We start from the raw sequence: 16,804 nt of genomic DNA on the forward strand, positions 1-16,804 counted from the left end.
ATGACCGCAAAAATAGAGCAACAGGGCAGCGTCGTCGACGGGCCGTTCCTTAAGGAGTTGATCAAGATTTGGCGTGCTCAGGATACCAACGGAGCCTGGGAGGCGAAGAGCGATCTCGACCTGCTCGAACCATATATCTTGGACAAGAAGAAACGGCGCGAATTGCCGATTATCGGTGATCCTGATCCTGATACGATGTGGCGGCTCAAGCTATTCTTCGATGCGGTCGCGCTCTCGATCGAGAGGGAGACCGGCGTGATGATCCAGCCGATTCTGGATCTGCATCATGAAGGCTTCGGCCGCATGGTGCTCATCTCAGGCCGGCTGATTGCCGTGAACAAGCAGCTGCGCGATGTGCATCGCTTTGGATTCGATAATTTCGTAAAGCTCGCGCAGGAGGGCGACAAATATGTCAGCGATGGAATCGACCTGATTCGGAAATTCCCGGACGTGGCAAACTATTGGGGATACTCATGAGCGATCGTGAAACACTGAAGGCGGAACTAAGGAAGGTATCCGCCAAGGCGATACAGGCCAAGATGAATTTGCACGACCTTTCGGAAGAATTACCCATCAACTGGACCTCGATCATGGTGGTGGCGCAGAAGGCGTACGATGCCTATGCCGAACTTGAGCGCAAGGGCCTCGACTTGAAGGCGCTTGAAAAGACTTAAAGGGGCAAGGCATGACGTTTCAAACACGAGATGGACGCGACTGGACGCCACAATACCTGATCTCGATCGATGCCAAAAAGTGCATCGGCTGTGGCCGCTGTTTCAAGGTGTGCGGCCGAGATGTCATGATGTTGAAAGGAATCAGTGAGGATGGCGAATTTGTCAACCTCGATGACGACGACGATGAGATCGAAAAGAAGGTCATGGTTCTGAATGATCAAGGTGCCTGCATTGGCTGCGGTGCATGCGCCAGGGTTTGCCCCGCCAACTGCCAGACTCACGCGTCAGCCGCACCTGCAGCGGCGTGAGCGAACACACTCGTCCTCTCGCGGCAGGCGAGATATAGGTGAGGAAAGGTGCAATTTTGATCAGGTGAAAGCATAGTGAGGACGGCGCGAAAGGATCTCGATTGAACATCGAATAGCAAGATCGAGCGAGCTAAAGCACAAGCCTCGGTGATGGTTGGGGCCGGCTATGTTATGCCGATACAACAGCCGTTGCTCACAAGCCACTCCTCAAGGCGAGCCGCGCCTCCCGCGGCGCTAAGTAGATCGAAGTGCCTGTCATTATGGAGTCCGAACAGTATAGTTCAAGGCAGGTAGCCACTACGTTGGGCGATTTGAGCCGAGGGGATGCTGTGCATGCCTGCTTGCGATCAGGAGAAGCTTACGTGTCTGCCTCGCCGCCGATCGTGGACAATGATGTCTGCCTAGATGGTCGAATCTGAGAACGTGAAGTGCCGGGAACACCTTAGTTGGTCTTTTTGCCCACGTCCGGTGCCGGGCGACATTCATTGCCGAGTATACAGTCGTTGCAACAGAGCATCGAGAGCACATCGCAAATCAGACATGGAACACTTGGCGCGCAGGTCTCTAATTGTCGTTGCGCGGGTACCTGGTCGGGCCCGGTACCCATCTGCTGATAGGAACCTGCGAGTCATTATCGTTAGACGTAGGTCTCTTTGACGGATCGGCAGCCGGCGATCTTGCGTGCGATTCTACCCACAGATCGCGGCTTGTCGCAGCGACATTGTAACTCACGCGCAGCGTGCGTCGCGTAGTCACGCCGAAGCGCAAAGTGTTCTGGTCAGGTTGTGGTCGGCTAGGAATCCGATCCTAGCCGCAGAGCTTGCACGGCACGAGCTCAGTTGCGTGCAACTTCGCCGAGAGGAGAGCGCTCTCATGTATGGCAGAAGCGTTGGCTCATCCAGCCAGTTTACAACCGGTAACCAAACTGACGATTCGTCAGCAGCGGAAGATAGTCCCCAGTTTGCGGAAACAGTTGCAGGAATGGAGTGAGGTGGGTCGTCATCCGAACCAGCGGCGTCATACTCTCGTTTCCGAACCGCCCATTAGAGAGATCGACCGAGACTCCTTTTTGCGCGGAGTTGAGAGATTCTTGCGCAATGATATCAGGCACATCGCCGAGAATCCAGAAGAGTACTCGGACTTCGTCTCCCAGAAGGCTGAGCGCGTAGCAACGGTTGCTGGAAGTTACGCCAACACGTACGACGATCCAAATGAACCAGCACGATTTTACAGCTACCGGTTGGGCGACGAAATTGTCGGGCTTCTAAGAGCAGGAGGCCCGGCTCGGATTAAAGGAGACCATTTTCAGCAGCAGTTTGGACGCAACGATATCACGTCCGTCGTCGATCTTAGGTGACTCATCCGCTTGTCGAGAACGCTGGTGATATCTTGCTCGAACATCAACTGCGAGAGGATGGGGACCATCCGCTGATCTTGTCGCGGCCGGCCCTAGCGGGCATGGAACCTCGTCTGGCGGACATGGGTTTTGTTCCCGTGGGTCGTAACCACTGGGTGCTTGATCCTCACCAGCGCCCCGAGGTCTGGGCGAAGAACGAGAACGATGAGTGGCAGCGGATAGGCAAGCCTACGAAGTATCCTTCCAAAGATGGGGGCAGTGATGTCGGTCCTCAGACAAACTACGAAACGGATTCGTCGGACGATGACCCTTCAATTTACTTGGAGCGCGCTCTTAGGGGGATGCACATGGAGTAAATCTGCTGCAATAGCAGCAGTGGGCCTGAAATGACGGACATTTGACCCGTTCTATGCCGGTCTCAAGGGTCTTGCTTCAAAGGGGGCGCACGCTCGCTACGTCGCCCCCGCCGAAACGTCCGTTCAACCTTTCTTCAAAGGCGCTTACGAAGCTGCGGTGGGATGCGATCCGAGTGGGCGTACCGGGGGACCTACGGAGTGGCCATCAACGAGCAGCAACGACCAGCCTTCGCAGGCAGCTCTCCAGCAAATGGTGCAGAGGGCCTGGACCCGAAAGCTGCGGCTGTACGGCCTTCATGGAAACGGCATCAAGGCCCAAAATGTCGAACTGATTGGTCTGAATTATGCGTCGGGTAATTGGGTGAGCCAGCAATGGCGGGCTTGCGCGTTGGATTGCCTCAGACGCTATCAGCCCGGCACTTGTACGGTTCTTGCAGGTTGATTGCACAGCGACAATGAAAATCGTCTTGCGATGAATGGGCGATAAATGACGCCAAGTATCTACGCGATCTGCAAGTTTAACGACATCCCGAGCCGCCAGGCCATGGGATTCCATCTTATGGTCGTCGATGACCACGGCAATAACCGGCCGTGGTCTATCATTGTGGTGCGCTGGGGCAAAAGGGTGCTTGGCTACGTCAATAGATGTCCGCACAACGGCGTCAATTTGGACTGGCAGCGGAACGAATTCCTCGATCCATACGGTACCCGGCTGATGTGCGGCAAGCATGGTTCGACCTTCGAACTCGGCACCGGCCGGTGCGTCGAAGGTTCATGTCAAGGTAGGGTACTCACGCCGATCGCGTTGGCAGTTCTGGACGGTGATATCTGCGTTGTTGGCGTGCATCTTGTCGAAGACGATGCATCGACCAACAACTGAAGTTAGCGCTCAGACCGGCCGGTTCTCGTTGCGGTTTTTCACGGGCTCCATCCTCTTTAGCCCCTCGTCGTACGAGATCTCCTCATAGGATAGGTCGAGATCCTTTGCGGCATCGAGGAGGTAATCAAGCTTGCCCCCCGAATCGAGTTTCTTGATGTCGTCCTTGTTGAGCCCGACCAGGTCCATCATCTCCTTCCAAACCGTGGATTCATCGCACGGTAGGACGTGGAAGCTAATATCACCGAACTTGACCCGGTACTTCGCCAGTAAATCAATGTTGTTGCAAAACATGAAATAGCTGCCAGTTGGGCTTAAGGAGCCGTCAAGGACGGTCGCGACGTCAGCAAGATAGGCGAAGGAATGCAGGTAGCCGGCCAGCACCGGAATAGTGCGTTCGCCGTCCTGCGCGATCGTCAACACCTGCTCAATCGAGTAGTCTGGCGGCCGTTTCTCGTCCGCGACCTGCGCCTGGAATTTTAGTGCCACATCGCCGCGAAAGCCGAACCGGCCCGGCTTGGTAGTCCCGCCTTTGAGTACGGCATTGAGCAGGCGGCCCTCCTTCTCAAATCTGCCGAGTGCGGTGTTCTCGATTGCAGTCATTAAACTCTTCCTCGATCTAAACTCTTCACCGGCGCCTTGGCCGGTGCGAGAAGCGATGCAAATTGCTTGCCGTCGCATGTGTAGTAGCGGCCTTCGCAGTAGCTTAGAAGAAAACGCGTCAGTGGCTGCTATCGCCTCAAGGAGCCTTGTCGGGAACCCGACACCGGTTTGAACGCCAACAGGCGCGATCCTAAAAAGTGAGCATCATCAAGCGTCTGCGCGCTGGCACGTGACTTGCCCTTAGCAGCCAGATCCAAGCTGATGAGGGAAAGCCGTGATCAACCTGACGGATAGCGCAGTGAACGCAATCAAGAGCGCGATTTCATCGTCGACGCACCCGACCGGCGGTCTGCGCGTCATGATCGAAGCGGGCGGCTGCAATGGATTCAAATACAAGATCGGTCTGGTCGAAGAACCGAAGCCTGACGACACCGTGATTGAATGCGACGGGCTGAAGGTGTTCGTCGATAACAAGAGCCGTGAGCATCTGATCGGGACGACCATCGATTTCGTGATGGCACTGGAGAGTTCTGGCTTTACGTTTCACAACCCGAACGCCACCGCGAACTGCTCATGCGGAAAATCGTTCAGCTGATAAGGAGGACATCGAAGCATGCCCGCCGAACCGGAACAACTGAGGCAATCGCCGCCCATTACGGCAGACCGAGAGCGTCGCCTCCGCGGCGCCATCGAAGCAATCGGACCCGATCTGCAACGCGGTGGAGGTGACTGTCACCTGATCGAGATGGATGGCAGCAGGATCATGGTCAGGCTGTCCGCTGCCCGCACGTTGCGTAAGCTTTCGAGCGTTACGCTGAAAGGCATTCAGGCGCGCGGCTTGTTGATAAACTCGGCGAATTGGTCCGACTGGTCCCCGTCCCGGCTGCAGGCGAGGTAGCGGATTGAGCGAAAATCGAATGCTGATTTACCTCGATAACAATGCAACGACTCGGACCGATCCATCCGTCGTGCAAGCCATGTTGCCGTTCTTCACCGAGCAATTCGGAAATGCTTCGTCCACGCATGCCTCTGGCAGCGAGGTCGCAGTCGCTGTGAGGCAGGCCCGGCGTAGCTTGCGTATCCTGCTAGGGAACGCATGCGATCATGAGATCGTTTTTACCTCGGGAGGGACCGAGGCCAATAATGCCGCGATCCTCTCTGCGCTTGCGACATACGAAGACCGCGACGAAATCGTCACGACCTCGGTAGAGCACTCCGCCGTTCTTGCGCTAACCGATCAATTGGCGACAAGAGGAGTCAAGACGCACATCGTACCCGTAGATTCCCGCGGCCGGCTCGACATCGAGGCGTTTCGCGGCGCACTCGGGCCACGCACAGCGATTGCCTCGGTTATGTGGGCCAACAACGAGACCGGAACGATGTTTCCGGTGGAGTGTCTGGCCGGGTTGGCCCGCGAGGCGGGTGCACTGTTTCACACTGATGCGGTCCAGGCCATCGGTAAGGTGTGCGTGAACCTGAAGGACAGTGCGATCGACATGCTGTCGCTATCCGGGCACAAACTGCACGGCCCCAAGGGGATCGGCGCGCTATATTTGCGCAAAGGGACAAAATTCCGGCCGCTGATCTGCGGCGGATCACAGGAACGAGGGCGCCGAGGCGGGACTGAGAATATTCCCGGCATTGTTGGCCTGGGGAAAGCCGCCGAGCTTGCGGCGGAGCGGCTTGACCCCGAACGCGATCGCATTGGCGCTTTGCGTGACCGTCTTGAGCACGGAATCTTGAAGAATGGCGGGTGCGTTGTGCTCGGCGACACCGGCAATCGGTTGGCGAACACGGCCAATATTGCCTTCGACCATCTCGAAGGCGAAGCCATCGCACACCATCTCGATCGGGCGGGCATCGCTGTGTCGCTCGGATCAGCCTGCAACTCCGGCTCCATTCAGCCATCGCATGTTCTGCGTGCCATGCAGGTGCCGCAGTGGCGGATGCACGGCGCGGTGCGCTTTTCTCTGTCGCGTGAAACCTCCGTCGCGGAGGTCGATGAGGTCGTGTGCGCAGTGTCGGACATCGTGGCTCGCCTGCGTGCCACCTCCCCCGTCGCAGTCAGGGAGTAGACCTCGTGAAAATTATGATCCGCCGGTCTCCGGACGCGGGCCTGTCGATCTACGTGCCAAAAAAGGATCTCGAAGAGCCGATCGTTGAATGCGAGTACGAGACGCTATGGGGCGGCTGGATCAAAGTGGCTAATGGTTGGGTGCTGGATTTGCCTGAGATGCCGAGCGGCACAGGGTTACCGGTCACAATTAACGCCAAAAAACGGGGCGAAAACGGGGACGATCCGTGAAGGCGGCCCTACAGATCGGCTTTGTCGATGCTGCCGATGCAAGGCGATGCTCGTGGACATCGCTGCCGGGCTGAGGGCCGCGAGCGTCATTCCCTATCGCTGTCCTGGCCTCGCCGAATTGTGCAGATCCGATATGCCGACCACGCCAGAGGCGTTGGCCAGCTTCTTCGCGAGCAAGGTTACACCGCCGCGGCGGGCTAGGGGCAATGCGTGGGCCTCGGCTCAGCATATCGAGATCAGAAAACACCGGTGCGCCGTGACGGCATTGATGATGCAGGCCTTCGCTCGGCCAGTCGAGCCGACACGGTTGCACCACCATCTTGCGTCCCTGTCCCTGTCCGTCATAGTCGACGTTGGTATAATGCCGCCATGCGCGCGGCGCTGGGTGAGCGCGATGGATGGGGCGAAGTGCAGGGTATCACCCGCATCGGCATTGGCGACAATCGCTGGTATCGCTTTTACGATTCACTCGGCCAAGAGGTCGACAGTGCCGTGGCCGGCAGCTGGGCGACGGTGTTGTACAAGCCGCATGGCAGCGTGCAGCCGGCCAACAACTTTCTTATCTCCAACGCTGACTATGTCGAGGCGTTGACCGAAATCGACATTCAGACACCCCGGACATCATCAAGGAAAGGCGAACCGGACAGACCTTTCTCTTCATCGGCTGTCGCTTCAAAGACCAGCTCTTGCGCAGCTATGCCCGGCAGATCATCAAGCGCTGGGCCGACGACCACTATGAGATCGTTGATCCGGACGCGCTCTCTCGCAACGAGGTCCGCTTTTTACTCGAGCAAGGCCTTACACCGCTTGCGATTGGGCTCCCTTGCGCGGTTGAGATACTGATCACCCATTAGCGTCCTTGTGAAGCCCGAATCCGGCAGCTCGTATCGACTTATTTGCGAGAGCCGCAACGCGAGAAGAACGGGTTCAGATGGAGCCGGGTTCCGGCGAGCTCAGCACGAGAATGAATGCGCAAGCCATGGTGCGCTGCGTGAGAATGACGACGTATCTGTCGCACTGACAACAAGCGCATCATTGCATGTTCTTACATGAGCCAGCGCCCATCGTTTCCGCTAACCCGTTGGCGTATGACTGCAATTTCATCGTCTCCGCCATGGCATGCAAGTTGCTACCCAGCTTCTTGAGGCTCGCTCACGGATGGTCCTGGGAGGCCGATGATGCCTGCAGGGAAAGCTGAAAATGAACGTGGTCGTCGGACGCGGAAAATATGTCAAAGCTGCAGTGGATGGCGGCAAGATGAAGCCCCCCGCCGAGCATAAGAGCTGCCGCACTTCGGCCAACACCGGGCAGGCGAGCTGCGGCTCGCAGGCAGGGCAAGGCGATCTGCCGATCGAAATCTGGGAAAAGGTCAAGAACCATCCCTGCTACAGCGAAGAAGCGCATCATCATTACGCCCGCATGCATGTCGCGGTCGCGCCTGCCTGCAACATCCAGTGCAACTACTGCAACCGAAAATACGACTGCGCCAATGAATCGCGTCCGGGTGTGGTGAGCGAGAAGCTCACGCCCGAGCAGGCGGTAAGAAAAGTGCTCGCGGTCGCGACCGCCATTCCGCAGATGACGGTTCTTGGCATCGCTGGTCCCGGCGACCCCCTGGCCAATCCAGCAAAGACGTTCAAGACCTTCGAGCTGGTCGCCAAGGCGGCTCCGGATATCAAGCTCTGTTTGTCAACCAACGGACTGGCTCTGCCCGATCATATTGATACCATCGCCAGGTCCAAAATTGACCACGTCACCATCACCATCAACATGGTCGATCCCGAAATCGGCGCCAACATCTATCCATGGATCTTCTTCAACCACAAGCGCTACACCGGCATGGACGCGGCCAGGATACTCACCGATCGCCAGCTGCAAGGCCTTGAGATGCTTAGCGAACGGGGCATCCTGTGCAAAGTCAACTCGGTGATGATTCCAAACATCAACGACCGCCACTTGGTCGAGGTCAACAAGGCGGTGAAGTCGCGCGGTGCCTTCCTTCACAATATCATGCCGCTGATCTCCGCGCCCGAGCACGGCACGGTATTTGGCCTCAACGGTCAGCGCGGACCGACCGCGTGGGAATTGAAGGCGCTGCAAGATGCTTGTGAAGGGGAGATAAAAATGATGCGGCATTGCCGCCAGTGCCGCGCCGATGCGGTCGGTCTACTCGGGGAGGATCGCAGCGCTGAGTTCACTACCAATCAGCTCATGAAAATGGACGTCCAATATGACTTAGAGATGCGCAAGGCATATCAGAGCAGGGTAGAGCGTGAGCGTGCCGCCAAAGTCGCGGCCGGCCAAAAGGAGCTTGCCGAATGTGCCGGAGAGATGAGCGCGATCACTCTTCTAGTGGCCGTCGCAACCAAGGGCTCGGGGTTGATCAACGAGCACTTTGGGCATGCAAAGGAATTCCAGGTTTACGAACTTTCTATATCCGGCGCCAAATTCGTCGGCCACCGCCGCGTGGACGTTTACTGCCAGGGCGGTTATGGCGAGGAGGACAGGCTTTCCGCCATCATGGGGGGCATCCATGACTGCCATGCGGTCTTCGTGTCCAAGATCGGCGGCTGCCCGAAAAGCAAACTGATCAAGGCGGGGATCGAGCCGGTCGATCAATACGCACATGAGTTCATTGAGAAGTCGGCGATCGCCTGGTTCAAATCCTATCTGGACAAGGTGAAACGCGGGGAGATCCAGCACGTGCAGCGCGGCGACGCCGCGATCCGGCAAGGATCTCTCATCTCTGCAGCGTAAAGGGGGCTACGTGCCATTCAAGATTGTCGCCTCGCAGTGTACGAGCTGCTCAGCCTGCGAACCCTTATGCCCGAACGATGCCATCTCGGAGAAGGGAGGGAGCTTCGTCATTGAAGCGGTGAAATGCACTGAATGTGTTGGCCATTTCGACGAGCCGCAATGTGTCGCCGCCTGTCCGGTCGACAATACCTGCGTGGTTGACACATCCTTGCCGCGTTACCAGGCGCCAGCTTAAAGCGTGAGGCCCATGAATGGCATGCCAAGAGCTGGTTCAGAAAGCGTTATTAGCTACGTGCTGCGCGTTGGCGGCGGCGCAGGCGCCGATGTTCGGTCCTCCATCCCGGACGAGGACTGCGCTGGATTGCCGTGCGTTCGTGCTGTAGCTGCTCGGCAGCACGGCCCTGGCGGGCATTTCATTCCGCGCGGTGGTGCAAAGGCGGTTTGCGCTGCCGAGAGCGGCCTTCTCGGCAGCGCTGCCATGGTCGATGTGACTGACGATGCCGCGCGATGATGAAGTGAGGCAGGGTCGCCTGCGGTAGGCGCGGCGGCTCCCCGCATCTCCAAAGAAGCGATGCATGAGGAGCGATACATGAACAGCATCGTTCGCGACAGCGACGTCGTCGAGCTCACCGAGCCGCCTGTCTTCAGCTTTGGCCAAAAGGTGCGAGCCAATCGCACCATCCGCAATGATGGCACCTATCGCGGCAAGGAGATTGGCGACGTTTTAGTCAAGAAGGGAGAGGTGGGTTACGTCGTATCGATCGGCACGTTCGTGCAGCAATTCTACATCTATGGCGTCGAATATCTGGAAAGCGGCTACCGAGTTGGCATGAAGCGCAGGGAACTGGAGCCGGTGGACACCTACGAAGAGGTCGATGATATGCCGTTGCCGGAGGAGTCATGACGCAGCGTGGCTTTCCGAACAATCGCGTGGTGAGCGGGCCAAGACCGCAGTCGACCTTGTCAACGACCACTCATTCCCGATACGGAGCCCGAAGGAATCTTGCTCGTCGCCGGAGCGGCCGGAGAGATCATCAATGTCGCGATCCATACCGAGGCGAACGTGCCGATCTACGTTGTCGCCTTTGGTAAGCGGGGCTTGAGGAAGAAATCACAGTGCTTTGGATGGAGGCTTTCGCCATGAATGCTGCGCTGATGAGAAAGGTAAAGGCCGGGCTGGTGCCTCACCCCAACGAGCTCGATCGCAAACGGATCGAGCGCGGCTTGAGCTCACGCAGGCGCTATCTCTACGTCTCGCCGAACGTGACGCCGGTGAGGGGCGGCTACCTCGTCGAGAGTCCATGTTGCTCGCGCAACATCACGGAGGATGGCGCTCTCATCGATGTCGCGCTGATTCTTTATGATACCGTGAGCGGGGTCTGGAAGCTGTTTCGCAAGAACCACGCGCGAGGAATCTGGGAATTTTACAGCCTTTGCCATCGATTGACTTCTGCAATCGACGAATTGAATGCGGATCCTGAGCGTCTGTTTTGGCAATGAACCCCACCTTTTAGGAGAAGAGGAGCCGCGATGGCGCTCACCGCGGAGGAAGTGATCGAAATTGAGGGGCTGCTTGCAGCCGAGGGCGCCGAGATGGGTCTGTTTGTCGAGCTGCGCCGCCGCTTTCCGCAACTTGCTTGGGTGCGCTGTGATGCGTCGGATGTGGCGGATCAGCCCTTCAGGCAGTTTCCGCGTTTCGACCTTCATCTGATCGATGGATCTGATCACTGCGTGCAGATTACGCCCGATCCGACGCGCGCGACCGGCATCGTATTGGCTAAAAGGAATGTTGGGCGGTGAGCACTGCACTCGCAGAGTATCGGCTTTATGGCGCAGACACTGTGGAGGAGAATACATCATTCATTCCACTGTCCGATCCCGATATCACCTTTGGTCGCAAATATGCTATTGCGGTCTCGAGTGGTACCATAGGGCTCCTCCTTGCGCTGAGGGCGCTCGGCATAGGCCCTGGGCACGAGGTTATCGCCTCGCCCTACTCCTTTCGTGAGATCGCGCATGCCATCAGTCTCGCAGGCGCACGAGCGGTATTTGCAGATATCGATTATTGGTCGGGAGCATTAGTCCCAGCGAAGGCCGAAGAGCGCATCACGGCCAACACGCGGGCAATTGTCGCCGGCAATCCCAACGGTCACCCAGCGCGATGGTCCGAGCTGCGCGCGGTTGCGCAGCGCCATCAGCTGCTGCTTTTGGAGGATTCCACCGAGGCGATCGGATCGAGCTACGAGAGTGAGCTCGTCGGCCGGTTTGGCGACATCGCGGTGTTCGACTTTGGTCAGCCGGTGGCCCTAACCTGTGGCGAAGGCGCAATGGTGGTGACCGACGATATCGACATCGCGCTCGGCTTGGGTCGCCATCGCGCCCATCGCCTGGACGAGCGCTCTTCCGTTGTTGTCGGTCGCACGGCACCTTATCAGGCCGGCATGAGCGATCTCACGGCTGCCTTGGGTCTAGCGCAGCTCAAGCGTCTCAATGAAATCATGGAGCGGCGTCGATTCGTCGAGCAGCTCTATAACGCGCATATGCAATCATTTGAGGGCATCAAGCCACCTTATGTTGGCCCCGATGTGACCGAGGTGAACTGGTTGCTTTATCTCGTTCATCTGGGGACGCGCTTCACGCGATCGGGGCGCGACGCCATTATCGATGATCTGCGCGCCACGCAGGTTGAATGCGTCGCCTATAGCCAACGGCTGGACTTGCAACGCCACTACTTTGACTTTGGCTATCGGCGTGGCGATTTCCTGGTCGCGGAAAAAGTAGCAGATCGCGCTGTTGCGCTTCCGTTTCACACCCATCTGACGAACAAGCAGATCGAGTTTATCGTCGAGACCATGAAAGATGCGTCAATAAACGTGGGAGCGGGTGCCGCGATTTACTAAGATGATCGTCATCCACGACACGGAACAACGAGGGTTGAGTTGCGATGAGCGTGGTAGGTCTCATCGCAAGAGATGAGCAACGGACCCAGGATCGTCGTTTGTGGCAGCGTTGTCGGATACATCGTGCCCCACATGCTGGGAGCGCGCCGCATGCCGCTGGAGGCATGCACCCGACTTAAGGCCGCAAGATGAATGCTCCTAGCGAGCGCGAAGAAGACCTGCTCGATAGCAGAGAAGGCGGCGCGTCCAAGGCGCGGCTTCAGAGCCTATGCGCCAAGGTGCCAAAAACCAAGCGCATCAAAGTCGAGAGTCTCAGTGTCCGCTCAGGATCTTTAGAGTTACCAAAACAGGGGATCGGTATGAACTCGCAACAAGTCATCATCCACGTCCGCTTCGCTCCTAACGGAAGGGTGATCCAAATCAGCGAGCGTCCGGCGAAGCTCACGCCGAACCAGTGGTTTGACGTCCTCAACACCCGTGCCGGCTCGGCCTATCGAGCGCTCGCGCGTGGCCGGGGCATTTTTCAGCTGAGCCGGACTGCGATCGAAGCCTTCAAGCAGGAAACTGCGAGGCCAGGATGAGCGAACCTATAATCGGCAACCTGATGAGCGGTTGTCAGATCGATGTTTTTGTCGTCTGTCCGGCCGATGCCATCGAGCGAAGTGGGGCCATGAGCTTTAGCCTGTCACGGATTGATGATAGTGGCGAGAGCCGGCCGCTTCGGATTATTGTGGTGCGCACCTTCGGCAATGACTATTTTGGTTACGTGAATCGTTGTCCGCATGAGAGCGTCTGGCTGAACATCGGCTCCGGTACGTTCTTCTCGGCGGACCGCTCCTTTCTTAGATGCGGCCGGCACGGAGCGAGATTCGAGATCGACACTGGGATGTGCATCGACGGCCCCTGTGATGGACAATCGCTTGAGCCGGTAGCGCTCGCCGTGATCGAAGGTGACGTTTGCCTGTGCGGGGTCAAGCTGCTGGAGGACGATCGGTTTGCCGACCCCTTCGGGGACAGCGACGAGACCATGGATATCACGATCCATCCGGACTAACGGGCCTATCGCTTTGTTGTGATCAAGCTCCCTGAGGCGCTTTGCCCTCAAATGAGGCCATTGTACTCATGAGCGTTGGTAGACGCGTGTCACAGCTTTTGGTTGGGTGAGACAAAACGGGGCACCTCGTCGGATTGCGACCTTGCACCCCGCGATCTCCGCAGCACCAACAAGCTGCTCTTGCGCTGGCTCGTCAAATGAGTCGGCAGGCGGGACATGCTTCCTATCGCTGTCGATATGTTTGAGGGGAAATGCCCCCGGCGGCTGGAAGTTCGCCGAGGGCATCGTCTGGGCTTGGAGAATGGCGGGACCCAGACTGACAGGATCGTTTGGGGGATGAGGAACGACGATCCTGTGTCAGAAGGCCGGCCGGTGCAGCTGGCGTTGTTGCCTGCGCTGCAACTGCCATGCCAAACCTTGGTTCGTGCGACGCTCTTCGAATGGCGTCACCATCGTCAGTCCCTGCCTCGTTGAGCTCTCGCGACAGGCGCTATCTGTTGAGCAAACGATAGATGGGCAGCGGCGCGACGCAGCGTCCAGCTTCAGGGCGAAAAAGATGCTGTGGGCTCGCGCCAGTCAATGCGGCCAGCCGATCGCCCATGGCAGAACACGGCGCTCGATTCGCCGCACGATCTTCGAGCTCCTCGCTAGGCGGCTCGAGGGTCATGAAGTTCGCTGCTCATTCCAAGATTTGATAGCGCAAGGGGTGGGCAAAATAACCGAGCTTCTCGGTTATTCTGCGTGCGAATTGCAGAAGGTTGAAGCGGGAGGTCAAACGCTATGCGAGGTTGTCGTGTCCGAAACAGAACCGAACGACATTGTCGCGACCTTCGCAATAATTGTAAGTCGCGCAAAGCAAGAGATCGTTGCAGAAACGAACGTTGCGCATCTGGTGTGCAACTTGCTTTGGAGAAGTTGGATGGTGAGCAAGTGATGCGGGAGCAGAAAGATCGAGATGAGCAGAAGAGGTTGGGATCTTCAGCGACGACGATCACTATGGCGCGCACTCATTTTGCCTGCCTTGGCAAGCGCGAATTGGAATCATTTGCATCAATTGCTCGAGTGGCGTTCAATCGTAAGAGATTGTGGGTTGCGATGTGCTCGCATCTTGTCTCTTCTCAGATGAAGCACGTTGATCACAGGATAGGCGCATGAACACAGAAACCGAATTCGAGCTTCCTCAACTTTATAGGCATCATGTCTTTGCCTGCAACACGCAGCGTCCGCCCACTCATCCGCACGGCAGCTGTGGCGCCTCCGGCGCGCAAACCCTGTGGGATCGAATGGCCAAGGCGATCGAGGCGGAAGGCCTCAACGATATTGGCTTCACGATGGCAGGCTGCCTTGGCTTTTGTAACTCTGGTCCCTTGATGGTCGTCTATCCCGATGGCGTGTGGTATCGCGCGACCACGCCTGAGGATGTTGACGAAATTGTAAACTCCCACCTCAAGCAGGGAAAACGTGTCGACCGCCTTGTGATGGTGTTAAAGCGAAGCTAGACGCCTCGATTAGCGGCCACTTGCCCGGGGTAGCGAGCATCGACGGCTTGTCCGGCAATGAGCTGGCCGCTCGGAGGTCAGATCGTCTGAGATTGAGCGTAGCTATCGCGCCCCGGATGAGAACAGCAAGTCATTGACGTTTCCGCGCGTGCCGCCTTTCTTCTCCGGCCCAATCGGCAAATGGCGCCTTTGCAACGCGCGCATTCTGGGTCGATCTGTTTTTGTACGCTCACCCCATGCCGCGCGATCCGTAGCTCAGAGCAAGATCTTTGCTGCAAATGGCTCCGGCGTTTCGCGAAACGACGCGCCCTTGACGCGTCATCTCGCTCTGCTTGCACTGCGGTGAGGTTAGGGGACGCGCTGGATGAGCTCGCCGCGTCCGGGTTGATCAAGCGGATTCCTCTTTCTGGTCCTGTTCTAGCGTCAGAACTTGTAAGTGACGCCGCCGCTGACGAGCCATGGATCGATGTTGGCTCGCCCGGTGACGGGAATCGAATTGTTTACGGTCGCGGAGTACTCCGGCCGCAGCCATAGCTTCTTCACGTCAAAGTTGAGGCCCCAGTTACGATCAAGCATGTAATCGAAGCCGAATTGGACCGCCGCGCCGAATTGGTTGCTGATGCGCAAATCCGTAACGGCAAGACCGCCGAGCGACGTATTGGCTGCCGATTGGTTGAAGAATGCGGTGTAGTTGATGCCCGCGCCGATATAGGGCTTGAGCGCGCCGAGATCGGTGAAGTGATATTGCAGGGTCAATGTTGGCGGCAACAGCCAGGCTTTGCCGATATCGAGGCCAGTGAGCGCGCCATTGCCGCTGATGTGATGGCTGGTCACGCCAAGAATGAGTTCGGCGGCAACGTTTCGCGTGAAGAAGTAGGTGATGTCGAGCTCGGGTATGGCTTGATCGCTGATCGAAAGCCCAGAGATTGGTGAGGACAGCGAGGGCGCCCCGGCGACGCTGACTGAGGTGCCTGCGGTATCCGGTAAAACGCCAAGCACGCGCAGGCGGATCATCCATGGATTGAAGGGTTCGATCTGGGGCGCTTTATAGTAGATCGGCGCCCGGGCCAGATCTGCACCCCGTACCGGGATGCTGGCCAACGAGGTTGCTAGCGCGAGGAGTGATGCCCTCGTCAGAACTCTCCTTGTTCTCATCGAATTCTCCATTCCAAAAAATCGCGCGAAGAGCCGCGCGAGATCTCTGTCACACAAGGCTAATGGCGGAGATTTGATGCCGATCAAAATGGAGCGAGCAGAGCGCAATTATGCCGCTGAGTTGCATAAGGATCACGGCCGCGAAGCGTCGAGATCTGTTCTGATCGTTATTCAATTCAAGAGAGCCGGGTCTCTTTAAGAAGCCGCAGAAAGCCGAGAGTGGGAAGCGTCATCTTTGGCCTGTTTGGCGCCCTGGGGGAGGCTTCTTCGTTTCCTCAGGTCTGCGGACAACGCGTGGGATTTGCTTCGTGCAAGCATCCCTCGAGATCGTCTTGCGTCTTGCGGCCAAGCAGTGACAGCGCGGACTCATGATCGAGCCCGGCAAATCGTGCCCCGCCTATGTCGATCAGCGGTCGTCGTGTCAGGAGCGGATCGCCCACCATCAATGCGAGTGCGCTTGCCGCGTCGATAGTATCGGATTGACTTGGCCTGACCTGATACGTGCCGCAGCTCGGTTCAACCAGGAGCCGACGGGAATATGGCCGAAGAACCTACGTAATTTCTCCACATCCGATGGCTCCTTCAGGATGTCTTGGGCTATCACGTCGGGGCCGGCGGACTTCAGCGCTTGAATCTGGTGCGCGTTGGTGGCGCAGCCGGGCTTCCGATAGAAGATGATTGTCGCCACGACAAATATGTAGGCGCGCTGGAGCTGAACGATTGGCAAGCCGCGGCTGCTTCGGGAGCCCGTTCAATTTCTTGCCGGCATCTCCAAAGTCAGCGCACCAAGCGCCGTACCATGTATGCAACCTCGCCGCTGGTGCGCCAGGTTTCGGGCCCGACCGGCATATTCACCATCGTGAGATCAGAGCAACTTCCGTTCCCAACTGAAGGCATCGGAACAGGCGCGCCAAATCGGTGTTTTCGCGGTGATGGTTGTAGTCGTTGTTAGTTTTCTG

At 57.6% G+C, this 16,804-nt stretch carries 22 protein-coding genes; 20 read left to right on the forward strand and 2 right to left on the reverse strand.

Translation table 11 applies throughout. The features are described 5' to 3' along the window. The 5 genes from XI06_RS21855 (at position 1) to XI06_RS21875 (ending at position 3,575) form a co-directional block, all read left to right on the forward strand. Positions 1–477, forward strand: a complete 477-nt coding sequence (locus XI06_RS21855) for a NifX-associated nitrogen fixation protein (RefSeq protein WP_271606447.1) — start codon at positions 1–3, stop codon at positions 475–477. Next, positions 474–674 carry a CCE_0567 family metalloprotein gene (locus XI06_RS21860; protein ID WP_271606448.1) on the forward strand — a complete coding sequence of 67 codons (201 nt, stop codon included), beginning with the start codon at positions 474–476 and terminating at the stop codon, positions 672–674. Before XI06_RS21855 ends, XI06_RS21860 begins: the two co-directional genes overlap by 4 nt. 11 nt (positions 675–685) lie before the next feature. Further along, a complete protein-coding gene (gene fdxB, locus XI06_RS21865; RefSeq protein WP_271606449.1) occupies positions 686–982 on the forward strand; it encodes a ferredoxin III, nif-specific in 297 nt (98 codons plus the stop codon). Positions 983–1,859: 877 nt separating this feature from the next. Then, a complete protein-coding gene (locus XI06_RS21870; protein ID WP_271606450.1) occupies positions 1,860–2,339 on the forward strand; it encodes a hypothetical protein in 480 nt (159 codons plus the stop codon). A gap of 843 nt (positions 2,340–3,182) precedes the next feature. Then, positions 3,183–3,575 (forward strand): Rieske (2Fe-2S) protein, encoded by a 393-nt coding sequence (locus tag XI06_RS21875; RefSeq protein WP_271606451.1) that lies wholly within the window; start codon positions 3,183–3,185, stop codon positions 3,573–3,575. A gap of 9 nt (positions 3,576–3,584) precedes the next feature. Here XI06_RS21875 and XI06_RS21880 read toward each other — a convergent pair whose 3' ends face one another. Then, a complete protein-coding gene (locus XI06_RS21880) occupies positions 3,585–4,175 on the reverse strand; it encodes a hypothetical protein (protein ID WP_271606452.1) in 591 nt (196 codons plus the stop codon). 274 nt (positions 4,176–4,449) lie between these two features. Here XI06_RS21880 and XI06_RS21885 point away from each other — a divergent pair, with 274 nt between their 5' ends. From XI06_RS21885 to XI06_RS21965, 15 genes are all read left to right on the forward strand, one after another. Next, on the forward strand, positions 4,450–4,770 hold the full coding sequence (locus XI06_RS21885; protein WP_271606453.1) for a HesB/IscA family protein: 321 nt from the start codon (positions 4,450–4,452) through the stop codon (positions 4,768–4,770). A gap of 18 nt (positions 4,771–4,788) precedes the next feature. Next, a complete protein-coding gene (locus XI06_RS21890; RefSeq protein ID WP_271606454.1) occupies positions 4,789–5,073 on the forward strand; it encodes a NifU family protein in 285 nt (94 codons plus the stop codon). 4 nt (positions 5,074–5,077) lie between these two features. Next, a complete protein-coding gene (gene nifS, locus XI06_RS21895; RefSeq protein ID WP_271606455.1) occupies positions 5,078–6,250 on the forward strand; it encodes a cysteine desulfurase NifS in 1,173 nt (390 codons plus the stop codon). A 5-nt stretch (positions 6,251–6,255) separates the two neighbouring features. Continuing rightward, positions 6,256–6,480, forward strand: a complete 225-nt coding sequence (nifT, locus tag XI06_RS21900; RefSeq protein WP_271606456.1) for a putative nitrogen fixation protein NifT — start codon at positions 6,256–6,258, stop codon at positions 6,478–6,480. A 659-nt stretch (positions 6,481–7,139) separates the two neighbouring features. Then, positions 7,140–7,334 (forward strand): hypothetical protein, encoded by a 195-nt coding sequence (locus XI06_RS21910; protein WP_271606516.1) that lies wholly within the window; start codon positions 7,140–7,142, stop codon positions 7,332–7,334. 346 nt (positions 7,335–7,680) lie between these two features. Then, entirely contained in the window at positions 7,681–9,237 is a 1,557-nt protein-coding gene (gene nifB / locus XI06_RS21915) for a nitrogenase cofactor biosynthesis protein NifB (protein WP_271606457.1), read from the forward strand. Positions 9,238–9,247: 10 nt separating this feature from the next. Then, the gene (locus tag XI06_RS21920; protein ID WP_271606458.1) at positions 9,248–9,472 is read left to right on the forward strand and encodes a 4Fe-4S binding protein; all 225 of its coding nucleotides are present in this window, start codon (positions 9,248–9,250) and stop codon (positions 9,470–9,472) included. A gap of 354 nt (positions 9,473–9,826) precedes the next feature. Then, on the forward strand, positions 9,827–10,141 hold the full coding sequence (locus tag XI06_RS21925; protein ID WP_271606459.1) for a nitrogen fixation protein NifZ: 315 nt from the start codon (positions 9,827–9,829) through the stop codon (positions 10,139–10,141). A 236-nt stretch (positions 10,142–10,377) separates the two neighbouring features. Continuing rightward, positions 10,378–10,737: a DUF3024 domain-containing protein gene (locus XI06_RS21935; RefSeq protein ID WP_271606517.1), complete on the forward strand. Its 360-nt coding sequence runs from the start codon at positions 10,378–10,380 to the stop codon at positions 10,735–10,737. A gap of 30 nt (positions 10,738–10,767) precedes the next feature. Further along, positions 10,768–11,037 carry a hypothetical protein gene (locus tag XI06_RS21940; RefSeq protein WP_271606460.1) on the forward strand — a complete coding sequence of 90 codons (270 nt, stop codon included), beginning with the start codon at positions 10,768–10,770 and terminating at the stop codon, positions 11,035–11,037. A gap of 41 nt (positions 11,038–11,078) precedes the next feature. Next, entirely contained in the window at positions 11,079–12,137 is a 1,059-nt protein-coding gene (locus XI06_RS21945; protein ID WP_271606518.1) for a DegT/DnrJ/EryC1/StrS family aminotransferase, read from the forward strand. Between the two features lie 188 nt (positions 12,138–12,325). Continuing rightward, the gene (locus tag XI06_RS43935; RefSeq protein ID WP_442868378.1) at positions 12,326–12,718 is read left to right on the forward strand and encodes a hypothetical protein; all 393 of its coding nucleotides are present in this window, start codon (positions 12,326–12,328) and stop codon (positions 12,716–12,718) included. Further along, positions 12,715–13,191 (forward strand): Rieske (2Fe-2S) protein, encoded by a 477-nt coding sequence (locus XI06_RS21955; RefSeq protein ID WP_442869466.1) that lies wholly within the window; start codon positions 12,715–12,717, stop codon positions 13,189–13,191. Before XI06_RS43935 ends, XI06_RS21955 begins: the two co-directional genes overlap by 4 nt. 556 nt (positions 13,192–13,747) lie before the next feature. Next, on the forward strand, positions 13,748–14,125 hold the full coding sequence (locus XI06_RS21960) for a hypothetical protein (protein ID WP_271606461.1): 378 nt from the start codon (positions 13,748–13,750) through the stop codon (positions 14,123–14,125). A 217-nt stretch (positions 14,126–14,342) separates the two neighbouring features. Next, positions 14,343–14,690, forward strand: coding sequence for a (2Fe-2S) ferredoxin domain-containing protein (locus tag XI06_RS21965; protein WP_271606462.1), 348 nt, complete (start codon positions 14,343–14,345; stop codon positions 14,688–14,690). Positions 14,691–15,113: 423 nt separating this feature from the next. Here the strand turns inward: XI06_RS21965 and XI06_RS21970 are convergent, their stop codons facing one another. Continuing rightward, entirely contained in the window at positions 15,114–15,857 is a 744-nt protein-coding gene (locus XI06_RS21970; RefSeq protein ID WP_271606463.1) for an OmpW/AlkL family protein, read from the reverse strand. Positions 15,858–16,804: the final 947 nt, after the last annotated feature.

It is taken from the genome of Bradyrhizobium sp. CCBAU 11434 (genome assembly GCF_028128895.1).
Lineage (GTDB): Bacteria > Pseudomonadota > Alphaproteobacteria > Rhizobiales > Xanthobacteraceae > Bradyrhizobium > Bradyrhizobium zhengyangense.

What these genes read in the sequence shown, in the direction of transcription:
- XI06_RS21860 (WP_271606448.1), top strand. Translation starts at nt 474, where the DNA reads ATGAGCGATCGTGAAACACTGAAGGCGGAACTAAGGAAGGTATCCGCC.
- XI06_RS21960 (WP_271606461.1), top strand. Translation starts at nt 13,748, where the DNA reads ATGCTGTGGGCTCGCGCCAGTCAATGCGGCCAGCCGATCGCCCATGGC.
- fdxB (WP_271606449.1), top strand. Translation starts at nt 686, where the DNA reads ATGACGTTTCAAACACGAGATGGACGCGACTGGACGCCACAATACCTG.
- XI06_RS21965 (WP_271606462.1), top strand. Translation starts at nt 14,343, where the DNA reads ATGAACACAGAAACCGAATTCGAGCTTCCTCAACTTTATAGGCATCAT.
- XI06_RS21935 (WP_271606517.1), top strand. Translation starts at nt 10,378, where the DNA reads ATGAATGCTGCGCTGATGAGAAAGGTAAAGGCCGGGCTGGTGCCTCAC.
- XI06_RS21925 (WP_271606459.1), top strand. Translation starts at nt 9,827, where the DNA reads ATGAACAGCATCGTTCGCGACAGCGACGTCGTCGAGCTCACCGAGCCG.
- XI06_RS21940 (WP_271606460.1), top strand. Translation starts at nt 10,768, where the DNA reads ATGGCGCTCACCGCGGAGGAAGTGATCGAAATTGAGGGGCTGCTTGCA.
- XI06_RS21855 (WP_271606447.1), top strand. Translation starts at nt 1, where the DNA reads ATGACCGCAAAAATAGAGCAACAGGGCAGCGTCGTCGACGGGCCGTTC.
- nifB (WP_271606457.1), top strand. Translation starts at nt 7,681, where the DNA reads ATGAACGTGGTCGTCGGACGCGGAAAATATGTCAAAGCTGCAGTGGAT.
- XI06_RS21880 (WP_271606452.1), bottom strand. Translation starts at nt 4,175, where the DNA reads ATGACTGCAATCGAGAACACCGCACTCGGCAGATTTGAGAAGGAGGGC.
- XI06_RS21970 (WP_271606463.1), bottom strand. Translation starts at nt 15,857, where the DNA reads ATGGAGAATTCGATGAGAACAAGGAGAGTTCTGACGAGGGCATCACTC.
- XI06_RS21955 (WP_442869466.1), top strand. Translation starts at nt 12,715, where the DNA reads ATGAGCGAACCTATAATCGGCAACCTGATGAGCGGTTGTCAGATCGAT.
- XI06_RS21870 (WP_271606450.1), top strand. Translation starts at nt 1,860, where the DNA reads ATGGCAGAAGCGTTGGCTCATCCAGCCAGTTTACAACCGGTAACCAAA.
- XI06_RS21890 (WP_271606454.1), top strand. Translation starts at nt 4,789, where the DNA reads ATGCCCGCCGAACCGGAACAACTGAGGCAATCGCCGCCCATTACGGCA.
- XI06_RS43935 (WP_442868378.1), top strand. Translation starts at nt 12,326, where the DNA reads ATGAATGCTCCTAGCGAGCGCGAAGAAGACCTGCTCGATAGCAGAGAA.
- XI06_RS21875 (WP_271606451.1), top strand. Translation starts at nt 3,183, where the DNA reads ATGACGCCAAGTATCTACGCGATCTGCAAGTTTAACGACATCCCGAGC.